General features: G+C 71.7%; 19 protein-coding genes and 3 pseudogenes. 18 read left to right on the top strand and 4 right to left on the bottom strand.

Annotated elements, in window-relative coordinates; genetic code table 11:
- Positions 1 to 2 precede the first annotated feature (2 nt).
- Complete coding sequence (locus tag ACIOJD_RS31375) at positions 3 to 1751, bottom strand: ABC transporter substrate-binding protein (protein ID WP_401919546.1); 1749 nt, start codon at positions 1749 to 1751, stop codon at positions 3 to 5.
- Between the two features lie 229 nt (positions 1752 to 1980).
- Here ACIOJD_RS31375 and ACIOJD_RS31370 point away from each other — a divergent pair, with 229 nt between their 5' ends.
- From ACIOJD_RS31370 to ACIOJD_RS31355, 4 genes are all read left to right on the top strand, one after another.
- Entirely contained in the window at positions 1981 to 3411 is a 1431-nt protein-coding gene (locus ACIOJD_RS31370; protein WP_401919545.1) for a four-carbon acid sugar kinase family protein, read from the top strand.
- Positions 3408 to 4457, top strand: coding sequence for a 4-hydroxythreonine-4-phosphate dehydrogenase PdxA (gene pdxA, locus ACIOJD_RS31365; RefSeq protein ID WP_401919544.1), 1050 nt, complete (start codon positions 3408 to 3410; stop codon positions 4455 to 4457). Before ACIOJD_RS31370 ends, pdxA begins: the two co-directional genes overlap by 4 nt.
- Before the next feature lie 50 nt (positions 4458 to 4507).
- Complete coding sequence (locus tag ACIOJD_RS31360; protein ID WP_401919543.1) at positions 4508 to 5299, top strand: DeoR/GlpR family DNA-binding transcription regulator; 792 nt, start codon at positions 4508 to 4510, stop codon at positions 5297 to 5299.
- 151 nt (positions 5300 to 5450) lie between these two features.
- Complete coding sequence (locus tag ACIOJD_RS31355) at positions 5451 to 7211, top strand: DUF885 domain-containing protein (protein WP_401919542.1); 1761 nt, start codon at positions 5451 to 5453, stop codon at positions 7209 to 7211.
- A gap of 7 nt (positions 7212 to 7218) precedes the next feature.
- Here ACIOJD_RS31355 and ACIOJD_RS31350 read toward each other — a convergent pair.
- Positions 7219 to 7611, bottom strand: a pseudogene (locus ACIOJD_RS31350) (FadR/GntR family transcriptional regulator); the annotation flags it as partial.
- 350 nt (positions 7612 to 7961) lie between these two features.
- On the opposite strand from ACIOJD_RS31350, the gene ACIOJD_RS31345 reads away from it, so the two are divergent.
- From ACIOJD_RS31345 to ACIOJD_RS31330, 4 genes and pseudogenes are all read left to right on the top strand, one after another.
- Positions 7962 to 9338 carry an MFS transporter gene (locus ACIOJD_RS31345; protein WP_401919540.1) on the top strand — a complete coding sequence of 459 codons (1377 nt, stop codon included), beginning with the start codon at positions 7962 to 7964 and terminating at the stop codon, positions 9336 to 9338.
- Positions 9335 to 10624, top strand: a pseudogene (locus tag ACIOJD_RS31340) (dihydroxyacetone kinase subunit DhaK); the annotation flags it as partial. The gene ACIOJD_RS31345 and the pseudogene ACIOJD_RS31340, both read left to right, overlap by 4 nt.
- Before the next feature lie 207 nt (positions 10625 to 10831).
- Complete coding sequence (locus ACIOJD_RS31335) at positions 10832 to 11632, top strand: sugar phosphate isomerase/epimerase family protein (protein WP_401919539.1); 801 nt, start codon at positions 10832 to 10834, stop codon at positions 11630 to 11632.
- Positions 11632 to 12504, top strand: coding sequence for a phosphogluconate dehydrogenase C-terminal domain-containing protein (locus ACIOJD_RS31330; RefSeq protein WP_401919537.1), 873 nt, complete (start codon positions 11632 to 11634; stop codon positions 12502 to 12504). Before ACIOJD_RS31335 ends, ACIOJD_RS31330 begins: the two co-directional genes overlap by 1 nt.
- Before the next feature lie 69 nt (positions 12505 to 12573).
- Here ACIOJD_RS31330 and ACIOJD_RS31325 read toward each other — a convergent pair whose 3' ends face one another.
- Entirely contained in the window at positions 12574 to 15603 is a 3030-nt protein-coding gene (locus tag ACIOJD_RS31325; RefSeq protein WP_401919535.1) for a glycoside hydrolase family 2 TIM barrel-domain containing protein, read from the bottom strand.
- 285 nt (positions 15604 to 15888) lie between these two features.
- Between ACIOJD_RS31325 and ACIOJD_RS31320 the strand changes: the two are divergent.
- From ACIOJD_RS31320 to ACIOJD_RS31310, 3 genes and pseudogenes are all read left to right on the top strand, one after another.
- A pseudogene (locus ACIOJD_RS31320) lies at positions 15889 to 16435 on the top strand (EamA family transporter); the annotation flags it as partial.
- Between the two features lie 42 nt (positions 16436 to 16477).
- Positions 16478 to 16720: a hypothetical protein gene (locus ACIOJD_RS31315; protein ID WP_401919533.1), complete on the top strand. Its 243-nt coding sequence runs from the start codon at positions 16478 to 16480 to the stop codon at positions 16718 to 16720.
- A complete protein-coding gene (locus tag ACIOJD_RS31310) occupies positions 16720 to 17097 on the top strand; it encodes a toxin Doc (protein WP_401919532.1) in 378 nt (125 codons plus the stop codon). The genes ACIOJD_RS31315 and ACIOJD_RS31310 overlap by 1 nt, the downstream gene beginning before the upstream one ends.
- Before the next feature lie 30 nt (positions 17098 to 17127).
- On the opposite strand, the gene ACIOJD_RS31305 is transcribed toward ACIOJD_RS31310, so the two are convergent.
- Positions 17128 to 17835 carry a TetR family transcriptional regulator gene (locus tag ACIOJD_RS31305; RefSeq protein ID WP_401919530.1) on the bottom strand — a complete coding sequence of 236 codons (708 nt, stop codon included), beginning with the start codon at positions 17833 to 17835 and terminating at the stop codon, positions 17128 to 17130.
- 241 nt (positions 17836 to 18076) lie between these two features.
- Between ACIOJD_RS31305 and ACIOJD_RS31300 the strand changes: the two genes are divergently transcribed.
- The 7 genes from ACIOJD_RS31300 (at position 18077) to ACIOJD_RS31270 (ending at position 26237) form a co-directional block, all read left to right on the top strand.
- Positions 18077 to 19276, top strand: a complete 1200-nt coding sequence (locus ACIOJD_RS31300; RefSeq protein WP_401919529.1) for a cytochrome P450 — start codon at positions 18077 to 18079, stop codon at positions 19274 to 19276.
- 3 nt (positions 19277 to 19279) lie between these two features.
- Positions 19280 to 19498 carry a ferredoxin gene (locus ACIOJD_RS31295; protein ID WP_401919528.1) on the top strand — a complete coding sequence of 73 codons (219 nt, stop codon included), beginning with the start codon at positions 19280 to 19282 and terminating at the stop codon, positions 19496 to 19498.
- A 291-nt stretch (positions 19499 to 19789) separates the two neighbouring features.
- The gene (locus tag ACIOJD_RS31290) at positions 19790 to 20773 is read left to right on the top strand and encodes an Lrp/AsnC family transcriptional regulator (protein WP_401919743.1); all 984 of its coding nucleotides are present in this window, start codon (positions 19790 to 19792) and stop codon (positions 20771 to 20773) included.
- Between the two features lie 100 nt (positions 20774 to 20873).
- On the top strand, positions 20874 to 21806 hold the full coding sequence (locus ACIOJD_RS31285; RefSeq protein WP_401919527.1) for a polysaccharide deacetylase: 933 nt from the start codon (positions 20874 to 20876) through the stop codon (positions 21804 to 21806).
- Complete coding sequence (locus ACIOJD_RS31280; protein WP_401919525.1) at positions 21803 to 23116, top strand: MFS transporter; 1314 nt, start codon at positions 21803 to 21805, stop codon at positions 23114 to 23116. Before ACIOJD_RS31285 ends, ACIOJD_RS31280 begins: the two co-directional genes overlap by 4 nt.
- The gene (locus ACIOJD_RS31275; protein ID WP_401919523.1) at positions 23116 to 23970 is read left to right on the top strand and encodes an SDR family NAD(P)-dependent oxidoreductase; all 855 of its coding nucleotides are present in this window, start codon (positions 23116 to 23118) and stop codon (positions 23968 to 23970) included. The genes ACIOJD_RS31280 and ACIOJD_RS31275 overlap by 1 nt, the downstream gene beginning before the upstream one ends.
- Entirely contained in the window at positions 23967 to 26237 is a 2271-nt protein-coding gene (locus ACIOJD_RS31270) for a 2-dehydropantoate 2-reductase (protein ID WP_401919522.1), read from the top strand. Before ACIOJD_RS31275 ends, ACIOJD_RS31270 begins: the two co-directional genes overlap by 4 nt.
- Positions 26238 to 26306 lie beyond the last annotated feature (69 nt).

Below are 26306 nucleotides of genomic sequence, written 5' to 3'. Positions count from 1 at the left end.
TCTCAGCCCTCCAGCCGTACGGCGGACAGGTCGTAGGAGTTCAGCGGCAGCAGGGCAAGGCCCCGGACCCGGTTACGGCGGGCGAGCAGCGTCTTGGGGGCGAAGGCCCAGAGGCTGGGCCAGGTGTCCCAGATGGCCTTCTGCACCGCGGACAGCTGCTTGTCGCGCTCCGTGTGGTCCACCTCGGTGGCGGCGGCCGAGAGCGGCTTCTCGATGCGCGGCACGACGTACCCCATGAAGGCATCACGCGTACGTTCCTTCGCCGCGGTGCCTCCGTACATGCCCTGGAGCGTGGTGAGGGCCTGACCGGTGGGGCTGCCGTAGCCGTTGCCGATCACGTCCCACTCGCCCGCCTTGCCCTGGCGCCAGGAGAGGATGTCACCGCCGGGCTCGAACTGCTGGAGCGAGGCCCGTACGCCGATGTCCTTGAACATGTCCAGCACGGCCTCCATCACGGAGGTGTCGGCGGCGAACTCCCCGCTCTCCCAGATGACCTTGATACGGATGTCCTCGGCGCCCAGGGACTTCAGCAGCCCCCGCGCCCGGCCGGGGTCGAAGGTGTACGAGCCGGTCCGCACCGCGCCTTCGAGGGCGAGCGGCACCACACCTTCGGCCGGCTCCGCCGAGCCGTTCAGCACATCGTCGACCAGGGCCTTGCCGTCGATCGCGTACGTCAGCGCCCGCCGGACCCGGGGGTCGGCGAGCGGATGCCCCTCCGGCTTGCGGAAGTTGTAGAAGAGCTGGCACATCCGCACGCCCGCGGTCTCCTCGACCGCGACGCCGGGCAGACCGGTGAGCTGGTCCGCCGAGTCGGGGGTCAGGGTGTCGACCACGTCGAGTTCGCCGCTGCGCAGCGCGACGACGCGGCTGGACTCCTCGGGGACGAACCGGACGCGCACGGTCTGCGTCCGAGGACGGGTGCCCCAGTACTCCGGATTGCGGGCGAGGGTGTACTCGCCCGCGCCGGCGTTCGCCCTGAGGACGCGGTACGGGCCGGAGCCGAGACCGCCGCGCAGCTCCTCGGGCCTGTTGGCGGCGGCCGGGGTGATGTGGATGTTGGCCATCAGCCGGTCGAGCACCGGCACGGGCTTGTCGGTGTGCAGCAGGAAGGTGCGGGACCCGGTCTTCTCGACGGTGGGCAGTTCGGGGAAGAGGCCGAGCAGGAAGGAACCGTTGACCTGGCCGTACATCCTCAGGGCCGTGGCGACGTCCTCGACGGTGACCGGGCTGCCGTCCGAGTAGCACACACCCTCGCGCAGCCGCACCGTCCACGCGGTGGGCGTGGCCATCTCGAACCGGTCGGCCAGGATCAGCCGCGGCTTCATGCCGGGACCGATACGGGTGAGCGCCTGCCGTACCGCGCGCTGCACGGTGACCGCCGCGTCGAACTGGTTGAGCTTGTTGTCCAGGCTCACCAGGGAGCGGTTCAGGCCGAGGATGAGCGTGCCCGGACCGGGCGCCCCGGTGGGGCCCGCGCAGGCGGCCAGGGGAGCCAGAGCCACGCCCGCGCCTCCGGCGGCGCTCCAGCGCAGCAGGGTGCGGCGGCTGAGCGCCTCACGCGGGGGGATGGCCGGGCCGGTCTGCGGCGTGCGGCTGCTCTGGGCGCCGTACCGCGCCGCGTTGCCGGAGTGATCCGGCAACGTCCCGTACAGGGACGACTCTTCGCCGTGCGCCGCGCGGGGCCACATGCCGCGGGCCGATCCGCGGCGGTCGGGGAGGCCGGACCTGGCGCTCTGAGGAGTAAGGGTCATCGTCGACCTTCTCGGGTTCTGGGTGGCGACCGGCTCAAGCTGTGGGTGTTCGGACCGGCAGGGGTGGTACGGCCGGAGCTGGTCCGGCGTGTCCGGCACCAACAGGTGTCGCGCCGCAAAAGGTGGCACGATTGCGTGTTTCGCGCAAGAGGTCTCGCGCACTTCGCGCAACCTGTGTCATCATCGGGCACCGAAGCAGCCCGCCCCGGGCCGCCCGGAGGAGGTATCCGTGGTCCTCAAGCCCCGCAGCGGGCGCGAACCGTGCTCCGTACTCGCCCTCGCGGACGATCTGTCCGGAGCGGCCGAGGCGGCGGCGGCGCTGTGCCTCCCGGGCCGGATCGTCCTGGGTCCCGCGACGGGCGGGGCCGCCGCCGCGCCACCCGTCGCGGGTGAGGCACTGGTCCTCGACCTCGACACCCGGCAGCTGGACCCCGGCGAGGCCGCCCGTATCGTCCGCGAGAGCGTACGGGACATGGCCCGCGCGACCGTGCGCGGCACCGGGAACGACACCGTACTGATCAAGAAGACGGACTCGCTGCTGCGCGGCAATCTCGCGGCCGAGGCCGCCGCCTACGCGGAGGGCGCGGGGGGACTCGTGATCGCCCCCGCCCTGCCGGTGGCCGGACGGACCGTGCGTGACGGCGTCGTCCACCTGCACGGTACCCCGCTGCACGAGACGGACGCCTGGCGCGCGGAGGCCGGGGGCGCGCCACGTTCGGTGGCCGAGGCACTCGGTGACCTGCCGACCGAGGTCGTGCCCCTCGCGGTGGTGCGCGCACCCCGGCGCGAACTGGCGGGCCGGCTGCGGGACCTCGCCGAAGCGGGACTGCACAGCGTGTGCGACGCCCGGACGGACGCCGACCTCGACGCGATCGCCGCCGCAGCGCTCCAACTGGGCCCCGGCGTACGGCTCCTGGGCACGGGCGGGCTCGCCTGCGCGCTCGGCCGTCTGCTCGGCGGCGGAGCCGGTACGTCGACTCCGGCAGCTCGCGCGACAGACACACCGTCACCGGGCCTCGCCCGTACGGCGGACAGGCCACTCCTCGTCGTCGTCGGCACCGCGGAACCCACCGCCGCTGCGCAGATCGCGCAACTGACCGCCGCCGGAGCCCGGTACACGGCCCTGCCGGCCGATCTCCTCGCCCGGTCGGGCGCGCCGGACCCGGCCGAGTCGCACGCGCCACTGCCTCTCCCGGTCGGCCGGGACGGTGTCACCGTCGTCAGCATCGACAACACCCGTGGCATACAGCTCGGTTCGGCCCGCCGGATGGTGACCGGCCTCGGCCGGGCCGTCGCCGCGCTGCCGTACCCCACCGACCTCGTCCTCACCGGAGGCGAAACCGCACGGCGCGTCCTGGACGCGCTCGGCATCACCCGGCTCCTGCCCGTCGGACAGATCCACCACGGAGCCGTGCACTGCCACACGCCCGACGGCCGCTCCGTCGTCACCCGCCCCGGCAGCTACGGCGACACCGGATCCCTGCTGCGCATCGCCCGCGCCCTGCGGCCCGACCAGCTCTCCGTACCGCCCGAATCCTCCGTACCGGGCGTGGAGTTCGACGCGCCCGTCCCCTCATCGCCCGTCCCCTCATCGCCCGTTCCTCCATCGCCCGTCCCTCCATCGTCCGTGTCACATGTACCGCAAGGAGAAGTCCTGTGAACGCAGCCCCGACGACCGCCCCCGTGGAGCACACCGACACGGCTGGCCGTCCGCTCCCGCTCATCGCGGTCACCATGGGCGACGGCGCCGGCATCGGCCCCGAGGTGATCGTCCCTGCGCTGCTCCACGCCGACACCGCGCGCCGTTGCCGCCCCGTCGTCATCGGCGACGCGGAGCGCCTGCGCAGGGCCGCCGCCATCCTCGGCATCGGCTGCGAGATCGTGCCGGTCGAGAGCCCGGCCGAGGCCGAGTTCGGCCCCGGCCGCATCAATGTCGTCGACCTCGGCCTGCTCCCCGCCGACCTGCCCTGGGGGCAGCTGTCCGCCGTCGCGGGCGACGCGGCGTACCAGTACGTACGGGTCGCCGCCGAACTCGCCGTGAGTGGTGAGGTGCAGGGCATCTGCACCGCGCCCCTCAACAAGGAGGCGCTGCACGCGGGCGGCCACCTCTTCCCCGGACACACCGAACTCCTCGCCCACCTCACGGGGGTCGAGGAAGTGTCCATGATGCTGTCCACGCCCAAGGTGAAGGTCATTCACGTCACCACGCACATCGGCCTGATCGACGCGGTCAACCGCATCGAACCCGGACTCGTCGAGCGGACCGTGCGCCGTGGCCACGAGGCCATGGTGCGGGCCGGTGTCGAGGAGCCGGTCATCGGCGTGTGCGGCATCAACCCGCACGCGGGCGAGAACGGACTGTTCGGCTACGGCGAGGAGGAGGAGAAGATCGTCCCGGCCGTGGAGATCCTCCGCGCCGACGGCATCGACGCGGTCGGGCCGCTGCCCGCCGACACCGCCTTCTTCCTCGCCTCGCGCGGCGACTACGACCTGATCGTGGCCATGTACCACGACCAGGGCCACGGCCCCGTCAAGGTCATGGGCATCGAGGCGGGCGTCAACCTCACCGTCGGCCTGCCGGTGATCCGCACCTCCGTCGACCACGGGACCGCGTTCGACATCGCGGGAACGGGCCGCGCCGAGGCCGGTAGCATGGTGGAGGCACTGCGCCAGGCCGCCGAGATGTCCACCACTCCGGCCCGTTGACCACCGGTTCCGTCCGCACCTGAGGACAGAAGACTGAGGACACAAGACTGATGTCTGCGATGGGATCGAAGGCCCGGCGCGACCGAATCGTCCATCTCGCCACGACCACCGGGCTCGCCAGCGTCGAGGAACTCTCCCAGCTGTTCGGGGTCACGGCTTCCACCATCCGCCGTGACCTGGCGAAGCTGACCAGCGACGGGCAGCTCGCCCGTACCTACGGCGGGGCCATGGCGCTGGCGGCCCATCCGGAGGCGTCGCTGCGGCAGCGTACGGGCGAGGCCTTCGAGGCCAAACAGGCCATCGCGCGGTGGGCGGCGGCGGAAGTACGCCCGGGGGAGTCGCTGCTGCTGGACGCGGGCTCGACGGTCGGGGCCCTCGCCCATGAACTGCGCACGGCGAAGGATGTCACCGTGGCGACCACGGGCCTGACGGCCCTTCAGGAACTGGCGGACGTCGAGACGGTCCATGTCGAGTGTCTCGGCGGTACGCTGCGCCCGCTCAGCCAGGGCTTTGTGGGACCGCTGACCGAAGCGGCCCTGGAACGGCTGACGTTCGACCGGCTCTTCCTGGGCACGGACGGGGTCTCGCCCGAACACGGCATCTGCGAGGCCGATCTGAGGCAGACACGCCTCAAGGAACTCATGGCGCGCCGCGCCGACCGGGTGTACGTCCTGGCCCACGCGGCGAAGCTGGGACGGCGCCCCTTCCACACCTGGACCCCGCTCAGGCCGCACTGGACGCTGGTGACCGACGACGGGGCCGACCCGGAGATCGTCGAGGGGCTGCGCTCGCGCGGTGTCACGGTCGTCCGGACGACACCGGAACGGCATACGGACGGCTGACGAGCGGCTCGTACCGGCGGTCGGGGCCCTGCTGAGCACCACTCGCTCCGCGGGGCCTGCCCGTGTGCCGTCCGCGTATGTGTGTCCGTAAGCGATCGCTGCCGGTACGAGCGGTGTTTCCGGCGTTCCCGCGGTCGGCCAGGATGACTTCATGTCCGACGCGACGAACGCTCAGTCAGTGCCTCCGCAGCCGTCACCGCTCCCGCTGCCACGCCGGATCGCGGACGCGTACGTCGACGCCCTGGTCGTCCTGGACCCGGTCACCGGGACGATGCTCGGCGACCGGGGCAGTCACGGCGCACTGCCCGACTTCTCCCCGGACGGCGGCGATCAGATCGCGGCCCTGGCCGGGGACACCCTGCGGCGTCTCGCCGGAACGGGCCAACTGCCCGGCGCCGACGCCGATATCGACGCCGGCGGCACCGGCACCGGAGGCGGCACCGATGCTGCCGTCGAACGGAACTGCGCGCGGCTGCTGCGTGAGCGGCTCACCGCCGAACTGGCCATGCACGAGACGGGCGAGACACTGCGTTCACTCTCCACCATCTACTCGCCCGTGCACCGCGTGCGGACCGCGCTCCTCCTCACCCCGACGAAGGACGCGGAGGACTGGCGAGCGGCGGCCGCACGGCTGCGGGCCGTCCCGGCCTCCCTGGAGAGCTACCGGGCCTCGCTCGCCGAAGGCCTGCGGCGGGGGCTGCCCGGCGGCCCGGCCCAAGTCACCACGATGATCGAGCAGTTGGACGAGTGGCTCGGTGTGCGGGGCGGCTGGTTCGCCCGGTTCACCGCCGCCGGACCCGCGTCGCTGCGCACAGAGCTGGACAGCGCGGCGCGGCAGGCCGCCGACGGCGCGGCCCGGCTGCGGGACTGGCTGCGCGAGGTGTACGGCCCCGGCACCGAGGGCACCCCGGACGTGGTGGGGCGCGAGCGGTACGCCGTCTGCGCACGCCACTTCACCGGGCTCGACCTGGATCCGGACGAGGCGTACGAGTACGGCTGGTCCGAATTCCACCGTGTGCTGGGCGAGATGAGGACCGAGGCCGCGAAGGTCCTGCCGGGCGCGCCGACCCCGTGGGCGGCGCTGAAGCATCTCGACACCCACGGCCACGCGGTGGAAGGGGAGGAAGCGGTACGTGCCTGGCTCCAGGAACTGATGGACGAGACCATCGGCCGACTGGACGGTACCCACTTCGACATCGCCGAGCCGGTCCGGCGCGTCGAGTCCCGTATCGCCCCCGCCGGCGGCGGCGCGGCCCCGTACTACACCGCGCCGTCGCAGGACTTCAGCCGTCCTGGCCGCACCTGGCTGCCGACCATGGGCAGGACCCGCTTCCCGACGTACGAGCTGGTGGCCACCTGGTACCACGAGGGCGTCCCCGGCCACCATCTGCAACTGGCGCAATGGGCGCACCTGTCCGGCCGGCTCTCCCGCTACCAGACGGGCGTCGGCTCGGTGAGCGCCAACACCGAGGGGTGGGCGCTGTACGCGGAGCGGCTCATGGACGAACTGGGCTTCCTCGCCCACCCCGAACACCGGCTGGGGTACCTCGATCTTCAGATGATGCGTGCCGTGCGGGTGGTCATCGACCTCGGGATGCATCTGGGGCTGGACATCCCCGCACACTCACCGTTCCACCCGGGCGGACGGTGGACGCCCCAGCTGGCGGGGGAGTTCCTCGCGGCGCACAGTGGCCGCCCGGACGCCTTCGTACGGAACGAGCTGATCCGCTATCAGGGAGCGCCGGGGCAGGCCATCGGCTACAAGCTGGGCGAACGGGCATGGCTGCGCGGCCGGGAGGCCGCCCGGACGGCGCGTGGCCGCGATTTCGATCTGAAGCGGTGGCACATGGCCGCACTGTCGCAGGGCTCGCTGGGCCTTGCCGATCTGGAGGCGGAGCTGGCGGTTCTGTGACAGGACCTTAGGACCGCTCCTGCTCGTCGTCGGACGTGATCGACGCCCGCAGCCGTGCGTTGGCCATGCGCATGTGTTCGACCATGGCCTGGTTCGCCGCGTCGGGATCGTGAGCGCGGATCGCGTCCAGCACCGCGTCGTGCTCGCACAGTGTGCCGCTCACCGCGCCCTCCAGATCGCTGACCCGTTCCATCCACACCTGCAACAAGGCCCGAACGCTGTGCAGGATGTCGCTGAGGACCGAGTTGCGCGCGATGTTCGCCGTTTCCAGGTGGAAGGCGATGTCGGCGTCGATGAACGCCGTGACCTCCGTGCCGGCGTCACGCATCCGCTGGAGGTGTTCCTCGAGCCGCGCCACATCCTCCTCGGAGGCGCGCTCCGCCGCCAGCCGCGCCGAGACGCGCTGACCGAGGACTCGCGCACCACGGGGCGCAGAAGCTGGGCGGGATCCGGGGTTCCGGACGCATTCCGAGCGGGCTGACTGGTCACGGTCACCAGTACACCTGATGGCTGTTTCCGCTGCTCAGACACCTCGCGCAGGCGCTCGCCGGGCCCCCTGCCAAGGGGCAAGTCCGCCATTCGCAGAGTGAGCCGGACCGCATTGGTCAATTAATGACCAATTTTCTTCCGGGGTTGCGTTGAAGACACATCAGCCGGTCGAGCGGGTGCTGCGCTCTCCTTCAGTCACGATCGCTGCCGACTATGCCCCCCAATCCGGACAGAGCTGTCCGGCGCAGCCGAGGAGTCGCCATGGGTGCCACCGCGTTGTCGTCCGCGCCATCCGCGCCATCCGCAGTGGAGAAAACAGCGATCAGGAAGGTCTCGCTCCGGCTCGTTCCGTTCGTGGCCCTGATGTTCTTCGTGAACTATCTGGACCGCACCGCGGTGTCCTTCGCGGAGCCGAACGGGATGGGGCGGGACCTGGCGCTCACCGCGGCGCAGTTCGGGTTCGCGTCCGGGGTCTTCTTCATCGGATACATCGCCCTGGAGGTCCCCAGCAACATGGCGCTGCACCGCTTCGGCGCCCGCCGCTGGCTGTCCAGGATCATGGTGACCTGGGGCATCGTGTCACTGCTGTTCACCTGGGTGCAGAGCACCGAGCAGCTGTACGCCCTGCGCTTCCTGCTCGGTGTCGCCGAGGCGGGCTTCTTCCCCGGGGCGATCCTCTTCCTCAGCCAGTGGGTGCCCACCCGGCACCGTACGCGCGTGCTCGCGCTCTTCTACCTCGCGCAGCCGCTGACCACGGTCGTCGGAGCCCCGCTCGCGGGCTGGCTGATCGGCCAGCACGGCCTGTTCGGCCTCGAGGGCTGGCGCGTGATGTTCCTGTTCGTGTCGATCCCGGCGATCCTCCTCGGCGTCGTCGCCTGGTTCTACCTGATCGACCGCCCCTCCGACGCCCGGTGGCTGACGGCGGACGAGAAGGAGTGGCTCACCGGGGCACTGGCCGCCGAGAACGCGACCAAGACGGGCCACTCGGAGCGCAGCCATGGCCGTGAGGCGCTCAAGGAAGCCTTCCGCAGCGGCCGGGTCTGGGTTCTCGCGATGGTCTACTTCGGATTCGTCTACGGCCTCTACGCGCTGGCCTTCTTCCTGCCGACCATCATCGAGGGCTTCCAGCAGGGCTTCGGCACGTCGTTCAGCGTGATGCAGGAGGCGCTGATCACCGCCATCCCCTATGTACCGGCCGCGGTCGTCCTCTTCTTCTGGTCCCGGAACGCCACCCGGCACGGGACACGCACCTGGCATGTCGCGGGACCGGCCGTCATCGGCGGTATCTCCATCCCGCTCGCCCTGTTCATGAACTCGCCGGCCGCCACCATCGCCGTGATCACCGTGACGGCGTGCGCCATTTTCGCGGCGCTGCCGGTGTTCTGGTCGATCCCCTCCCGCTTCCTCGCCGGCGCCGCCGCGGCCGCGGGGATCGCCCTGATCAACACGGTCGGCAACATCGCGGGCTTCGCGGCCGGCTACATCACCGGCTGGCTCAGGGACTTCAGCGGCAGCTACACGCTGTCCATGTTCGTCGTGGGCGGCTTCATGATCCTTTCCGCGGTTCTCATGATCGCCCTTGCCCGGCGCCGTCCCGCCGGTCCCACCGACCCCGCCGAACAGCCGCTTCTGACATGACCCGCTTGTTCAACGCTCCCGCCGCCTTCGCCGACGAGGCGCTCGAAGGGCTTCGTCGCGGCCCACCGCCGCTGGGTGCGGCCCGTGTTGTCCGGCGGTGTCGTGCGCAGGGCGCCCATCGCCCCGGGCCAGGCCGCCGTCGTCATCGGCGGCGGATCCGGCCACTACCCGGCCTTCTCGGGTCTGGTGGGCCCCGGCCTGGCCCACGGCGCCGCGGTCGGCAACGTCTTCGCCTCCCCGTCCGCCCGGCAGATCCGTGAGGTCGCGCGGGGCGCCCACGCCGGCGGCGGTGTTCTGCTCATGTACGGCAACTACGCGGGCGACATCCTCCACTTCGGGCAGGCCGCCGAACAGCTGAACGCGCAGGGCATCGAGGCACGCTGTGTGGCCGTCACCGACGACATCTCCAGCGCGGGCCCGGCCGATCCGGACAAGCGGTGGGGCATCGCCGGTGACCTCCCGGTGTCCAAGGCCGCCGCGACAGCGGCCGAACAGGGCCGCTCGCTGGACGAGGCCCGTCCGGACGGCCCCGCACGCCAATGCCCGTACCCGCTCCTTCGGGATCGCCTTCGGCGGCTGTACGCTCCCCGGCGCCGATCACCCCCTGTTCACCGTGGACGAGGGCAGGATGGCGGCCGGTCTCGGCATCCACGGCGAGTCCGGCATCCGCGAGCGGGGCGTGCCGAGCGCCGACGAGGCCGCCGGACTGCTGGTCTCCTCACTGCTCGCCGAACTCCCCGAAGGCGTCGCGAGGCCGCACGGAGAGCGCGCCGCGGTCATCCTCGACGGGCTCGGCTCGGTCACGTACGAGGAACTCTTCGTCGTCTTACCGCCGGGTCGCCCAACTCCTCTCCGAGGCGGGCGTCGAGACCGTGGAGCCTGAGGTCGGCGAGCTGGTGACCGGCTTCGACATGGCGGGCACCTCCGGCGCCCTGTGGGGCGTACTGCTGCACGCCGTGGTCGCCGCGCTCGGGGAGACCGAACGCCCCACCGCGCGCACCGTGGCGCACGGCGTGAGGGAGGCGTCCGCCGAGGTCCGGCGACGAGGAAAGGCGGAGGTCGGTGACCAGACGATGGTGGATGTCCTCGTTCCGTTCGCCGACGTTCTCGCCGAGGCCGCGGGAACCCCCGCCGCCGGCCCCGTTCCCGCCTGGGACCGGGCCGCCACCGCCGCCGAGCGGGCCGCCGAGGCCACCGCCGGCCTCGTCCCCCGTATCGGACGCGCCCGCCCGCACGTCGAACGGTCCCTCGGGACCCCCGACGCCGGAGCCCACTCCCTCGCCCTGCGTGGCCCTCGCCCACTGGCCGGCCGCACGCCCCCGGTACACCACGAGCCGCGTCATCTACGGTGGCAGTGCGGGCCCCGGACTGCTCGGCACACTCGGCGACGGCGCGGACGGTCTGTTCCTCGGCCGCATCGCCCACGACCCGAAAGCGGTCGAGCTGATCGTTGACGAAATGAGCGGCCGTGCCGCCGGAAAGGCGAGCGTGTAATGGCGTACGGACTCGGCACCTACTGCTACTTCTGGCGCAACTCCCCCTACGCGCCAGCGCCCCTGACGGTCGAACAGATGCTGCGCGACACCCGGGAGCTGGGCGGCGATGTCTTCCAGATCTGTGACTACCCACCGATCGGGACATTCGACGACGCCCGCCTCGCCGACATCCGCGCGACCGCCGAGGACCTGGGCATCACACTGGAGCTCGGCACGCGCGGGATCCGGCGCGGCCATCTCGCCACCTACCTCGAACTGGCGGGCAAGCTCGGGGTCACACTCGTCCGCTCCATGATGAACAGCGCCGAACACCGGCCCGACGCCGCCGAGGCCACCTTCCTCCTGCGGGAGAGCGTCCCCGCGTACGCCGAGCGGGGAGTCACCCTCGGTCTGGAGACCTACGAGCAGGTCGCCACCGACGTCCTCCTCGGCGTCGTCCGCGCCGTCGACGATCCCAACCTGGGCATCGTGCTCGACCCCGGCAACTGCGTCGCCGCTCTGGAACGCCCCCGGGACGTCGTGGACGCCACGGCCCCGTATGTCGTCAACATGCACATCAAGGACTTCGCCTTCAGCAGGCGGGACGGCTGGGTCGGCTTCACCCTCGCCGGCCGCCCACTGGGCGAGGGCCTGCTCGACTACACCCACATGATCGAGACCGTACGGCCGGAGCAGCGGCGGATCAACCAGATCGTGGAGCACTGGCTCCCGTGGCAGGACGAGGGTTTCGAGGCGACCGTCCGGCTCGAGGACCAGTGGACCAGGCACAGCATCACCACACTTCAGAGGAGCAGGTAATGGCCGCCGAGAACAAGACAGTCACCGTCATCGGTGCCGCCGGCAAGATGGGCCGGCGCGTCTGCGACAACCTCGTCAAGAGCGACTTCCGGGTGCTGTTCTGCGAGAACTCGCCCAAGGGCCAGGAGCTCATCCGCGGACTCGGCCGCGAGCTGACCGACTCAGAAGAGGCCACCCGGCAGGCGGACGTGGTCATCCTGGCCGTGCCGGACGTCGTGCTCGGAGTCGTCTCCGAGCAGCTCGTCCCGGTGATGAAGCCCGGTGCCGTACTGCTCACGCTGGACCCGGCCGCGGCCTACGCCGGCCTGCTGACCCGCCGCGACGACGTGCACAACGCCGTCGCCCACCCGTGCCACCCCTCCGTCTTCCTGGAGCGCACCACGAAGGAGGAGTACGCGGACACCTTCGGCGGCATCGCCGCGCCGCAGGAAGTCGTCGCTTCCTTCGAGGACGCTTCCTCCGAGGGCGCCGACCCGGCCGCCCAGGAGCTGGCCGAGGCCGTGATCCGTACGATGTACGCCCCGGTCGTGGACGTGCACTGGGTGACGGTCAAGCAGCTCGCCGTCCTGGAGCCGACCCTGGTCGAGACCATCGCCTGTATGGTCGGCGCGCTGCTCACGGAGGCGCTCCACGAGACGGTCCACACCGTCGGTGTGCCGGAGGCGGCCGCCCGCGCGATGCTCCTCGGTCACACCCAGGTCGCTCTCGCCAACACCCTCAAGGGCGACAACCCGTTCTCCGACGCCTGCCTGATCGCCATGGACTACGGCCGTGAGTCGATCGTCAAGGACGACTGGAAGAAGGTCTTCGAGGACGACGAGCTAGACAAGGTCATCACGCGCATGCTGCGGATCAAGGAGATCAAGCGCTGACCCGCGCGCTGTGACCGCCGCCGGGGTGGTGCGGGGGCCACCCCGGCGGCAGTCATGGGGCCGCCGCTCTCACCGTCCTTCAGCCGCGGACTCGACCTCGAATTCGACGACGAACGTGGCCGGTTCGGCGTTGAGGCGGTACTCCGGCAGGACACCGGGGCCGCAGGACGCGCTGCCGATGCCGTGCTGGGCCGCGTCGAGGTTCAGGTGGATCGCGTCGCGAGGCACCAGATCCGTGGGGTGCGCCGCGGCGTCCAGGTCCTCGCTGGTCCAGCGGCGGGCGGTGAACGAGAAGCGCTCGGGGCCGCTGACGCGCACCCCCGTGGCGCCGGTGCGGTCCGTCAGCCGGGCCCAGCGGACGTCGGCACGGCTGCCGTTCTCCTGCGGGAAGAGGTACGGGGTCTGGAGGCCGTCGACAGCCGAGGTGAACCGGCCGACGCGGGCGGCCGTCCGGGTGTCCGGATACGCCTCGCCCGGTCCCGCGCCGAACCAGGTCACCGTGTCCAGGCCGGCCGGAACGGCGGCGCGCAGCCCGAGGCGTGGCAGCGGCACGTCCCAGGTACCGACGGGCCTGACGTCGAGGGTGAGCCGCAGCGGTCCGGGCCGGCCGGCGGGCGCCGTCCACCGGTAGACGGCCGACATGGCGGCATCGCTGCCCGCGGCGGCCACCCGGGTGGTGACCGTCAGGCCCTCGTCGTCCGTGTCGACGGAGAGGACCTTGTGCTCCAGCCGGTCCAGCCCGGCCCCGCGCCACTCGGCGGCGACCGAACCGCCGAAACCACGCAGGTCGTTGTCCGTGGGCGCCCGCCACAGATCGAGGCGGGGCCCGTCGACGGGCAGCGTCCCGATCGCGGCGAGACGTCCCGTGTACGCGTCGAAGACGCCGTCCCCCAGGGCGATCCGGGCTCCGTCGAGCCGGGGCAGTGCCCCGCGCGCGGTGGCGGGCTCGGCGGCGGGTTCAGGCACGGCGTCGTACGCGGATGCCGCGCCGGAGTTGGACTCCGCGTCGGATTCGGACTCCGCAGTGGCCAACCGCTCCTGTACCCAGGCGACTTCATGGCCGGCGGGCGCCCAGGCCTCGTCCTTGGCGAGCACCGCGCTCACGGTGAGCCACCGCTCTCCGTCCGCGTCGGCCCCCGCGGCCTCGCGCAGCTCCTCGGACCAGGCCACCGTGGCCGAGTCGCCCGGCAGGACGGCCGGCAGGGGCAGTTCGCCCTCCGCGCGCAGGATCCCCTCGTCCTCGACGCGCCAGTGGAGGCGCAGGTGTCCCGTATCGGCGAAGTCCAGGCCGTTGCGCACCACGAGGGCGCGCGACCGGGCGTCGACACCGATCGTCAGCGGCTCGATCACCTTCTTGTACTCGGCCAGCCCGGGGGAGGGGGTCCGGTCGGGGAAGACCAGCCCGTCGGCCACGAAGTTGCCGTCGTGGACCACCTCGCCGAAGTCTCCGCCGTACGCGAAGAACTCCCGGCCGTCGGGGGTACGCCGGCGGATGCCGTGGTCGATCCACTCCCAGACGAAACCGCCCTGCAAGCGGGGGTACCGCTCGAAGAGCCGCTGGTACTCGCTCAGGCCGCCGGGTCCGTTGCCCATCGCGTGGGCGTACTCGCACAGGATGAACGGAATCCCGCGGCGGTGCGCGTCCAGTTCCGGGGCCTTCGTGGGGTCCTCCGTCCCCCGGCCGATGCGCTCGGTCTCCTCGTGGTCGGCGTACATGCGGCTGTACACATCCACATAGCCGCAGTCCCAGTCGCCCTCGTAGTGCACCGGCCGTCCCGGATCGCGGTCGTGGGCCCAGTCGGCCATCGCGCGCAGATTGTCGCCCGTCCCGGCCTCGTTGCCCAGCGACCACATGATGACACTGGCGTGGTTCTTGTCGCGCTCGACCATGCGGCTCATCCGGTCGAGATACGCGTCGCGCCAACTCGGTTCGGCGCTCGGGTTGTTCCGCCAGCCGGTGAGGTGGAAGCCGTGGGTCTCCAGGTCGCACTCGTCGATCACCCACAGACCCAGTTCGTCGCACAGGTCGAGGAACCGGCCGTCGGGCGGATAGTGGCTGGTGCGCACCGCGTTGATGTTGTGCCGCTTCATCAGCTCGATGTCACGGCGCATCGTCCCGGGGCTCAGCGTGCGGCCGGTGTCCGGGTCCCACTCGTGCCGGTTCACCCCGCGCAGCAGGATCGGGGTGCCATTGACCCGCAGGAGGCCGTCCTCCACCGTCACGGTCCGGAAACCGACACGCAGGTGCACGCGTTCGCCGGCCGTGGTCAGTTCGGCCTCGTAGAGGCGGGGCGCCTCGGCGGTCCACGGATCGGCCGGGGCCCTCCCCTCCTCTCCGATGGCGAGGTCGAGCCCCAGCTCCGCCACAGTGATCCTGCCGACGGCGTCGGCCTCCACCCGCAGGGTGCCCTCGCCGGTGCGGGGGTCGTAGCCGGTGTGGACGAAGACATCCGCCACCCCGTCCAGCGGCCGGTGGAGCAGCGCCACGGAACGGAAGATCCCGGACAGCCACCACATGTCCTGGTCTTCGAGATAGCTGCCGGCGGACCACTGATGCACGCGTACGGCCAGTACGTTGCGGCCCGGACGCAGGGCCTGGGTGGCGTCGAACTCGGTGGGCAGGCGGCTGCCCTTGCCGTTGCCGAGCGGGACGCCGTTCAGATGCACGGCGAAGGCCGAGTCCACACCCTCGAAGCGCAGCACACTCCGCCCGGAATCCGGCCATCCCTCCGGCAGTGTGAACTCCCGGCGGTACTCACCGGTGGGGTTGGCGTCGGGCACACGCGGCGGGTCGACGGGAAAGGGGTAGGTCAGATTGGTGTAGGCAGGGGTGCCGAAGCGCGGGGAGCCGGCGATGTCCCGCATCTGCCAGCTCGACGGAACGTCCATCCATTCCCACCGCGTGTCGTCATGGTCCGGCGCCTCGAAGCCCGGGGTCAGCTCGCGCGCCGACGGAGCGAGCCGGAAGCGCCAACGCCCGTCCAGATCAAGGGACATGGCATCGGAGCGGTACCGGGCCCGCGGGGCGAGTCGCCCCTGTCCCGGGGCAGGGCTCTCGACATGGTCGAGCAAGGCGTGGTCGAGACGATCGCTGGGCATGGAGGGGTGTCCCTTCAAGGAAGAGCGAGGCCTGATCAGGTGACGTTTTCCACGCAGCGTAAGTGACCGGTCCCGGCATCGTCGCCCCCTCGGTCCGCGAAAACGGGGCGGCCGGAATGTGCGACATCCCGTGAGTTCACCTGAGCCCTGCTGTGTCCTTGTCCCCGTGGCCGGGGTGTTCTGCCTCCTTGGGGTTGTCTTCGAGCTGGTGACGCAACTTCAGGATTCTTGAAGCGTTCTCACTTCGTCCGATCGATCCGTGATCGGAGTGAAGGCAAGGAGCGCTCCCGGCGCCGTATCGACCTGGTCGCCGCGGTGGCGGCGGCCGGCGCGGTGGTGGTCCTCACCCGCCCCACCCCGTCCACCGACTACCTGGGCATCGGCCTGGCCCTGCTGGCCGCGACGTGCTGGGGCTGCTACATCCTGCTCAACCGGACCGTCGGGCCGGCTGCCCGGCCTGGAGGGTTCGGCCGCCGCGGCGGCCGTCTCCGGTGCCCTCTACCTGCCCGTCGGCGCGTGGGTGCTGTGGCACCACCCGCCCACGCCCGAGGCGCTGGGCTGTGCGCCGGCGGCCGGGGTGCTCTCCTCGGCGGTGCCGTTCCTGGCCGACCTGCTGGCCCTGCGCCGCATACCGGCGCACTTCTTCGGCGTGTTCATGAGTGTCAACCCGGTCTTCGCCGCCCTGGCCGGCCTCGTCGTCCTCGGCCAGCGACTCGATCCCCTCGCCTGGCTCGCCATCGCCGTGATCGTCGGCGCGAACACCGCCGCGCTCTCCACCGCACACCGTCCCGCCACCCGACCGGCCGGGCCGGCCCCCGTCCGGGACCGCTGATCCTCACTACCGTGGCAGGTACCGGTTAGGTACCGTAAGGGCATGCCATCACTCAACATCAGTTTCACCGAGGACGAACTCGAGGCGGTCCGTGCGGCCGCCGCCGCCGAGGGCAAGTCGCTCAAGCAGTACGTTCACGACCTTCCCCTCCGCGAGCAGCAGCGGTTGCAGTTCGTCCGGTACGCCGTCGCCTGGGGGGAGCAGCACCGGGGGGAGTTCGACGAGGCGTTCGCCAACGAGGTCCCGCCCCGCCCGCAGGACAGGCAGCGGGTGGAAGCCGCCTGATGCCCGTCGTGTACATCGATGTGGCCTGGCTCCTGGACGTGCAGGAACAGGCCGTACCGGAAGACGTGTCCGTGGCCGACTACTCGGCTCTGGTCGCCGCCGTCGCCCGCCACAAGACCCGTATCCCGCGCCCGGCGACCAGCGAACCCGATGTGTCCTGGCGGGCGGCGTCCCTGTTCCACACGCTGGTGCGCCTGGAGCCGCTGCCGTACCGCAACAGCCTGTACGCCTGCCAGGTGGCCGCCGCGTACATGCACGCGTCCGGCGAGGGGATCGATCCACCGTACGGCGCTCTCGTGGAACTGGTGCGCGCCATCCAGTCCGGAAAGGTCAGCGTCTACCAGGCGGCGGACCACCTCCGCGGCTGGCGTATATGACGCCTTCCGCACGTCCGGTACCGACGGGGCTCAGGGCTCACGCGAGCGGGACAGCACCGGCCGCACCCGCTCCCGTTCCCGCTTCGGTGAAGGTGAAGGTGAAGGTGAAGGTGAAGGTGAAGGTGGCGGTGGCGCCGCCGGTATGGGCTCGGGCGGAGGGGGAAGCGGGGTCCGGTCGGCCCGTTCCAGGAAAGTGGCCATCGCGTCGAGCACCAACGCGCTGACCCGCGCCGGATCCGCCGTCGACAGCGGCTCCTTGGGGACCACCACCCGCATCAGCCCGATCCCCAGCAGCCACGACAGAGCGAGATCCGCCCGCAGGGCCGCGTCCGGGGCGTCGGTCAGTGTGCTCAGGACCCGCGCGTACTCCTCACCGAACTGCCGGCGTACGGCCGAGACCGCACCGCCGCTGCCTCCCGACCGCAGGAACGCCTCCAGTGACCGGTCCCGCTCGGATTCCGGCGCCAAGAGGTCACGGAGCGCTTCGGCCAGCAACTGTTCCGCGGGGGTGCCTGCCAGTCTGTCGCGGCCCACCCCCGCCATGACTTCCTCGAACAGCGACTCCTTCGAGCCGAAATAGCGGAAGACCAGGGCCTGATTCGCTTCGGCCCGACGGGCGATGTCCCGCACCGTGGTGCCGTCGAAGCCGCGCTCGGCGAACAGCGCGGACGCGGCGCCGAGCAGCGCCTGCCTGGTCTCGGCGGCATTGCGCCGCCGCTCCGGCCGCTGCTGGGCCATGTCGTACCTCCCGTACTCCGTGCGCCGGACGCCGTCCGCCCGCCGCTGGACCGAAGCCGCCTGGTGGGTGGCCCCGTTGACGGGGAGGTATACCCCTCCTACGGTTTGTAATCGCGTGCTTACACGTGCGATCCGTGTTTCAGCGATCCGCGTTCCACCGAGCCGTGCGTCAACGACCCGCGTACCAACGACCCGCGTATCAACGACCCGTGCATCAACCACTCGCGATCGGGGCTCTTCGATGACCGACTTACACCACGCACCAGCCGACCCCGTCAGCTACCCGTTCAACAAGTCGAGCGGGATCGAGCTGTCCGACGCGTACGCCCGTGCCCGGGAACTCCCCGGGCTGCTCAGGGTCCAACTGCCGTACGGGGAACCGGCCTGGCTGGCCACGCGTTATGCCGACGCCCGACTCGTGCTCGGCGACCGCCGGTTCAGCCGGGCCCAGGACGAGCATCACGACGCGCCGCGTCAGTGGTCCGAGGAGCGGCCCGGCGGGATCCTCGGCATGGACCCGCCGCACCACACCCGGCTGCGCACTCTGGTGGCCAAGGCGTTCACCGTCCACCGGGTCGAGAAGATGCGGCCCGACGTCGCCCGGCTCGCCGACGGACTCGTGGACCGACTGATCGAGACCGGCCCGCCCGCCGATCTCGTCGAGGACTACGCGCTGCCGATCCCGGTCGCCGTGATCTGCCAACTGCTCGGTGTGCCGGTCGAGGACCGGCCGCTCTTCCGGGAGTGGAGCGATGCGGCGCTGTCCACCAGCGGGCTGACACCCGAGGAGTTCCACACCAAGCAGGAGGAACTCCGCGCCTATATGGCGGGTCTGGTCGAACGGCACCGCGCGGAGGCAGCCGACGACCTCATGTCCGCGCTCATCCAGGCCCGTGACGTCGACGACCGGCTCTCCGAGACGGAACTCATCGATCTGTGCGTCGCCATCCTGATCGCCGGTCACGAGACCACGGCGACCCAGATCCCCAACTTCGTCCTCGCCCTGTTCGACCACCCGGAACAGTTACGGCGGCTGAGCGCGGACCCCGCGCTGGTCCCGGGCGCCGTCGAGGAGTTGCTGCGGTTCGTCCCGCTCGGAGCCGGCGCCGCCTTCCCCCGCTACGCCACCGAGGACATCGAGGTCGGCGGCACGCTGGTGCGGGCCGGTGAACCCGTACTGGTCGCGGTCGGCTCGGCCAACCGGGACGCGATCCGCTTCAGCGCGCCGGGAGTTCTGGACATCGGGCGCGAGGTCGGCCAGCACCTCGGCTTCGGGCACGGCGTCCATCACTGCCTCGGCGCACCGCTGGCCAGGGTGGAACTCCAGGAGGCGCTGCGTGCCCTGCTGACCCGGCTGCCCGGTCTGCGGCAGGCCGGTGACATCGTCTGGAAGGAACAGATGATCGTCCGTGGTCCGCGCACCATGCCGGTCGGGTGGTGACCGGTGGGCTGGCGGCTGGAGATCGACGGGCACCGCTGTATGGCGTCGGGCATGTGCGCGGGTATGGCGCCGGAGTACTTCGCCCTGGGGGACGACGATCGCGCCAGGCCGCTCGCCGACAGCGTCGGCCCTGACGAGACCGTGCTCGACGCGGCCGATTCCTGCCCGGCGATGGCGATCACGGTCTTCGACGGGGAACGGGAGATCGGTCCGCGCGGCTGACACCGACGTCACCGGCACCGGCCGCCGCCCCTACCACAGCGGCACCGCCACCGCCGTACCGCGCGGTGGCGGTCAGCTGTCCGACGGAAAAATTCACCGAGCCCGCGAGGTGATCCGGCAACCCGTCACCGCGCCGGACCGTCCCTCCCGATCTGCGGGTTTTCCCCGCCCGTAACACGTCCGTCGTCGGAGAACGCGCCGGTGACCAGGAGCGATGCGGGATTCCTTCGTTGACGGGTGCCGGAGTGATGATTAGCGTCCCGCTCCATGACCACCCGAGCTCACGCCGACATGATCGATGAGCTGGACCGCCGCGTCATCGCCGCGCTCCAGCTCAACGGCCGTGCCCCGTGGAGTTCGATCGCCCGGTGGGTGGGCGCCAGCGAGACCACCGCGCAGCGGCGCTACCAGGCGCTGCGCGAGCGTCGGCTGGTCCATGTGGTGGGTGCCCTGGAGCTGGACCGCACACGGGCCGGCTCCTCCATGCTGGTACGGGTGCACGCCCGGCCGGGCAAAGGGCTTCAGCTCGCCGAACTGCTGGCCGAATGCCCGGAGGTACGGTTCCTCGCCGTGGTCACCGGCACGGCCGACCTGATCGTCGACTTCGTCGCACAGGACAACGAGCAGCTGATGCGGCTGCTCTTCACCGACCTGCCCGGCGCGCACCTGATCACCAGCACCGAGTGTGTCGCCGTCATCCGCACGTTCACCTCGGCGGCGCTGTGGGACACCGGTCTGCTGCCGCGCGAGGCCGCCGCCGATCTGCGGCCGGCCTCGCTGGCCACACCGTTCGACCGCGAGGACTGGGACCAGGCGCCACAAGCGCTCTCCGAGATCGAACACGCCGTCGCGGGCGCCCTCGCACAGGACGGCCGGCTGCCGGTCAGCACACTGGCCCGCCGGCTCGAACGCAGCGAGTCCAGCGTGTCGCGCGCCCTGGACCGGCTGGTGGCGCGGGGCACCCTGCACTTCCGCACCCTGGTGGAGCCGGCACTCCTGGGATACGAGGCCGAGTTCATGGTGTGGCTGTCCATCGAGCCGGACCGGCTCGACGCAGCCGGGCGGCAGCTCGCCCGTCACTCGGGCACCAAGTTCCTGGCCGCCGCCACCGGCCGGTTCAACCTGGTGGGCCACATGGTCCTGCCGCGCCGTACCGACCTGTTCCGCTACACCGGCGAGGTCATCGGCGCCCTGCCGGGACTGAACGCCTCCGATGTCACCGTGCACCTGGCGACCCTCAAGGGCGCCTGGACCCGGCTGGACCAGTTCGACTGAGCGGCGCCCGCCGGACACCCGGTGTCGCACGCCGCCTTCCCCTACCCGTTCCCTCGGCACCCGTTTCCCTCGTACCCGAACCTCCCTGTGGAGAGCCCTCATGTCCCAGACCGACCCGAACACGCCCGTCGAGAGCTGGCGCTGGCCGGAGAGCGAGTGGCGCCGGCACGTCGACGCGGTGCGCGCCGGGCGCCCACTGCTCCCGGAGCGGTGGCCGGACGGCGCCCGCGTCGCGGTCGCGCTGTCCTTCGACTCCGACCACGAGACCATCCCGCTGCGCGACGGGGAGACAAGCCCCGGCGCTCTCGCCCAGGGGGAGTACGGCGCCCGGGTCGGCGCCCCGAGGGTGCTGGAGCTGCTCGCCGCCCATGGCATCCCCGCGACGTTCTTCATGCCGGCCGTCTCCGCCCTGCTCCACCCCGAGGAAGTACGCTCCTACACCCGCGACGGCCACGAGATCGCCGTCCACGGCTGGATCCACGAGCGCAACACACTGCTCGGCCGGGAGGACGAGAAGGCGCTGGTGCGCCGGGCCCTGGACACACTCACCGACCTCACCGGACAGCGTCCGGCCGGTATCCGCACCCCGTCCTGGGACTTCTCGGAATCGACCCTCGACACCATCATCGACCTGGGCTTCTCCTACGACTCCTCGCTGATGGCCGACGACGAGCCGTACGAGATCCTGGCCGGGGGCCGGCCCACCGGCCTGGTCGAGATCCCCGTGGACTGGATCCGGGACGACGCGCCGTACTTCACGATGGACCGTTACGGCTCGGTCCGCCCGCACAGCCGCCCGCGCGACGTGCTGGAGATCTGGACCGACGAGTTCGACGCCGCCTACCGCGCCGGCGGCGTCTTCCAGCTCACCCTGCACCCGCATGTCATCGGCCACCGCTCGCGGATGACCGTGCTGCGCGAACTGCTGGACCACATCGCCGCCCACCCGGACGTCTGGTATGCCACCCACGCCCAACTGGCCGAGGCCGCCCGCACCGCGCTTCGCCACGAATCCCCGGAGCACACGCCATGAGCACCGAGTCCCCCGAGACCGTGGCCGCCACCGCGCCGGCGGCGCACAGGCTGAGCGGCAAGCAGCGCAAGGCCATCATCGCGGGCACCATCGGCAACACCGTCGAATGGGTCGACTGGGCCCTCTACTCGATCTTCGTCAAGATCATCGCGGATGAGTTCTTCCCGGCCGGGGACGGAGCCGTCGCCCTGCTGTCCACCCTGGCCGTCTTCGCCGTCGGCTTCGTCATGCGGCCCGTGGGCGCCGCCGTGCTCGGCGTCTACGCCGACCGGCACGGGCGCAAGAAGGGCATGACCCTGACCGTCGGTCTGATGGCCGGCGCCGCCTTCGTCATCGCGCTCACCCCGGGCTACGAGTCCATAGGGGTGCTGTCCCCGCTGGTCCTGCTGCTCGCCCGGCTGGTCCAGGGATTCTCGGCGGGCGGTGAGTTCGGTTCGTCGTCGGCGTTCCTGGTGGAGTCCGCGGCCCGTGGCCGGCGCGCGTTCGCCGGATCCTGGCAGCAGGTGTCGGTGGCCGGTGGCGTGCTGATCGCCTCGCTGCTCGGCACCGTCTTCACCTCGACGCTCAGCGACGACGCCCTGCACTCCTGGGGCTGGCGGCTGGCCTTCGTGCTCGGCGGCCTGCTCGGTCTGGTCGGCCTGTGGCTGCGCGTCTCGGTGGAGGACACCGACTCCTTCACCGAGGCCCAGGGGTCGGGACGCACCCGGACCAACCCGCTCAAGGCGATGTTCGTCGAGCACCCGGCCGCCGCCCTGCGGGTCGCCGGTATCACCATCGCCGGCACGCTGACGTACTACATCTGGGTCAACTACCTTCCCACGTACGCCAATCTCACCACCGGCATCCCGCTCAAGACCGCGCTGCTGTCCCAGACGCTCTGCCTGGTGATCTTCGTCGTCCTGCTGCCGTTCGCGGGCCTCCTCTCCGACCGCCTCGGGCGCAAGCCGACCATGGCGGTGTTCGCGGGCGGCTTCGTGGTGCTGGCCTGGCCGCTGCTGCATCTGCTGGGCGACAGCTTCCTCAGCCTGTTCCTGGTGCAGCTGACCGGGATGCTGCTGGTCCTCGGCTACTCCGCCAACTGCGCGGTGATCATGGCCGAGCAGTTCCCGCCCGAGGTCCGGGCCACCGGGATCGCCCTGCCGTACGCGCTGGCCGTCGCCGTCTTCGGCGGCACCGCCCCGTACCTCACCACCTGGCTCCACGAGAGCGGTCACAGCGACCTGCTGTGGGTCTACGTCTCGGCCGCGTCGCTGATCTCCCTGCTCGTCTACCTCACCATGCCCGAGACCAAGGACAAGGAGTTCCACTGATGACGCATGTCCTCGTCACCGGCGCCGCCGGCGGCATCGGACGGGCGATCGCCGAGGAGTTCACCGCCGAGGGCGCCGCCGTCACCCTCGCCGACCGCGACCGCGCGGCGCTGGAAGAGACCGCCGTACGGCTCGGCGGCAGCGCCCACACCGTCGACCTGACCGGCCCGGAGGCCCCGGCGGACCTGGTACACCGGGCGTGGGAGTCCCAGGGACCGGTCGACGTCCTGGTCAACGCGGCGGGCGTCTACCCGTCCCTGGACATGGCCGACCTGCGCGCCGAGGAGTGGGACCGGCTCTTCGCCGTCAACCTGCGGGCCCCGGTGCTGGCCACCGCCGCCTTCGCCCGGCTGGCCGTCGAGCACGGCAGGACGGGCGCGGTGGTCAACATCTCCTCGGGCTCCGCGCTGCGGGCCCGCCCCGGCGGCGGACCGTACGCCAGCTCCAAGGCCGCGCTGGAGATGGCCACGCGTGCCGCCGCCCTGGAACTGGGCGCGCACGGCATCCGGGTCAACGCCGTCAGCCCCGGCTTCGTCCCGGTCGACAGCGACTGCAACCCGGTCTCCGAGGAGTACGCGGCGGCGATCGGCGCCAACCCCCTCGGGCGGCCCGGCACCCCCCGCGACATCGCCCGCGCGGTCCGCTGGATCGCCGGCGCCGACGCCTCCTGGATCACCGGCGAGATCCTGCGGGTGGACGGCGGCTCCAGCACCGGCGCCCTCCACCTGCCCCGGATCCGGCCGCCGGACGACCACGCCCGGAGCGGATCGCCCGCACCGGGCGGCCAGGACGCACCGCACGCGCACCACACCCCCCACCGACCGGCCGACGCCGCGGAAGGACACCCCGTATGAGCGACACGCGCGACGACACCTACACGGTGGTGGGAGCCGGAGCCATCGGCGGCACCCTCGCCTTCAGCCTGGCCAGGGCCGGCCACCGGGTGCGCGTCATCGACGCCGACGGGGCGCACGTGGCCGCGATCCGCGCCCATGGTCTGACCGTCGCCCGAGGTGAGCACCGCGAGAGCGTGCCCGTCGAGGCCGCCACCCCCGACGAGTTCGACCGCACCGTCCACCGTGTCCTGCTGGCCGTCAAGGCGCAGGCCACCGACACGGCGCTGCGCTGGATCGCCCCCCGGCTGGCGCCGGACGGCTGGGTCGTCTCGATCCAGAACGGTTTCAACGAGGACCTGATAGCCCGGCGGATCGGGCCGGAACGCACCGTCGCGGCCTTCGTCAACATCTTCGCCGATGTGATCGAGCCCGGTGTGGTCCTCGACGGCGGCGCCGGAGCCCTGGTGATCGGCGAGCGGGGCGGCGCGCCCGTCTCCCCGCGGGTCAGCCGCCTCGTGGACGACCTGCGGAGCTGGGGACCGGCCGTGGCCAGCGACAATGTCGAGGGCTATCTGTGGGCCAAGGCCGGATTCGGCGCCATGCTGGCGGCCACCGCGCTGGCCGACGCGCCGATGGCCGAACTGATCGACCGGCACGGTCCCGCGATGGACACGGTGGCCGCCGAAGTCTTCGACGTGGCCGACACGCTGGGCATCACCCTGGAGGCGTTCGACGCCTTCGAACCCGAGGCGTTCCGGCGCGGCGCCGACCCCGCGGCCCGCCGCGCCGCCACCGGCCGGCTCACCGCCTGGCTGCGCACCCAGTCCAAGGACCGCAGCGGGATCTGGCGGGATCTGGCCGTACGGCGCAGGCCGGTCGAGGTGACCACGCACTACGCCGACGTCTTCGAACTGGCCGACCGCCACGGGGTCGCGACTCCGGTGCTGCGGGCCGTGATCGAAGGACTCCGGGAGCTGGAGCGCACCCCGGAGCTGATGGCGGAGTCGCGCCTGGACGCGCTGGACCGGCTGGCGGGACCGGGCGCCGTGCCCGCTGCCGCACCGCCCGTCCCGGGGTCCGACGACGTGCGGGCCGACGCCGCATCCGTAGAGGCCGCATCCGCACGAGCCGATGCCGCACAAGCCGAAGCCGTACGGGCCTGGCTGGCCGCTCGCCAGGAGGAGATGGTCCGCGACCTGGCCCGGTACACCTCCCAGGAGAGCGCCAGCGACGACCCCCGGGCACTGGCCGCCTGCCTGTCCTGGCTGCGGGGCTGGCTCGACGACGCGCTCGGCACCGCGTACACGGAAGAGGTGCGGGAGTGCGAGGAGGCCGGTGACATCCTGGTCCGCCGCTACGCCGGCACCGGCGAGCGCCCCGTCCTGCTGCTCGGCCACTACGACACCGTATGGCCCACCGGCACATTGGCCGAGTGGCCCTTCGAGCGCGACGGCGACCGGCTCACCGGGCCCGGTGTCTTCGACATGAAGGCGGGCCTGGTGCAGGCGGTTTGGGCGTTGCGCGCCCTGGACGCCCTCGGGCTGCCCCGCCCGGCCTGCACACTCATGCTCAACGGGGACGAGGAGACCGGCAGCCTCGCCTCCGGCGACGCCATCGTCGCCGAGGCACGTGACAGCCGCGCCACCCTGGTCTTCGAAGCCGCCGCCGACGGTGCCATCAAGACCGCGCGCAAGGGCGTCGGCCTGTTCACCGTCACGGTCACCGGCCAGGAGGCACACGCGGGCCTCGATCCCACGGCCGGCGCCAGCGCGGTCGAGGAACTGGCCCACCAGATCCTCCGCTTGGGCGCGCTGCGCGATCCGCAGGCGGGCACGTCGCTGAACGTCGGTGTGATCGAGGGCGGCACCCGCAGCAATGTCACGGCGGGCCGGGCCGTCGGCCGCCTCGACATCAGGGTCGCCACCGCCGCCGAACAGGCCCGCGTCGGTGCGGCCCTGGCCGCGCCGCGGCCGGTCGATCCGCGTACCTCGGTCGAGGTGACCGGCGACTGGAACCGCCCGGTCTTCGAACGCACCCCGGCAGTCGCGGAGTTGGCCGACCTGGCACGCGACTGCGCGGCCCTGCTCGGGTACGAACTGCGGGAGACCGCGGTGGGCGGCGCCAGCGACGGCAACTTCGTCGTCGCCGCCGGCCTCCCGGTGCTGGACGGCATCGGCGCGATCGGCTCCGGCGCGCACGCCCGCACCGAACACACCACCGTCACCGGCCTGGTGGAGCGCGCCGCGCTGACCGCTGTGATCCTGGGCACGATGGCCCGCGGCTGACCGCCCGCGGCTGACCGTCCACGGCCGTCGCCCCCACAGGCCCCCTGTGGAGGCGACGGCCGTGACGCC

The sequence above is a fragment of the Streptomyces sp. NPDC088116 genome (genome assembly GCF_044741745.1).
Taxonomy (GTDB): Bacteria; Actinomycetota; Actinomycetes; order Streptomycetales; family Streptomycetaceae; genus Streptomyces.
This window is presented reverse-complemented; position numbering and strand designations above follow the sequence as displayed.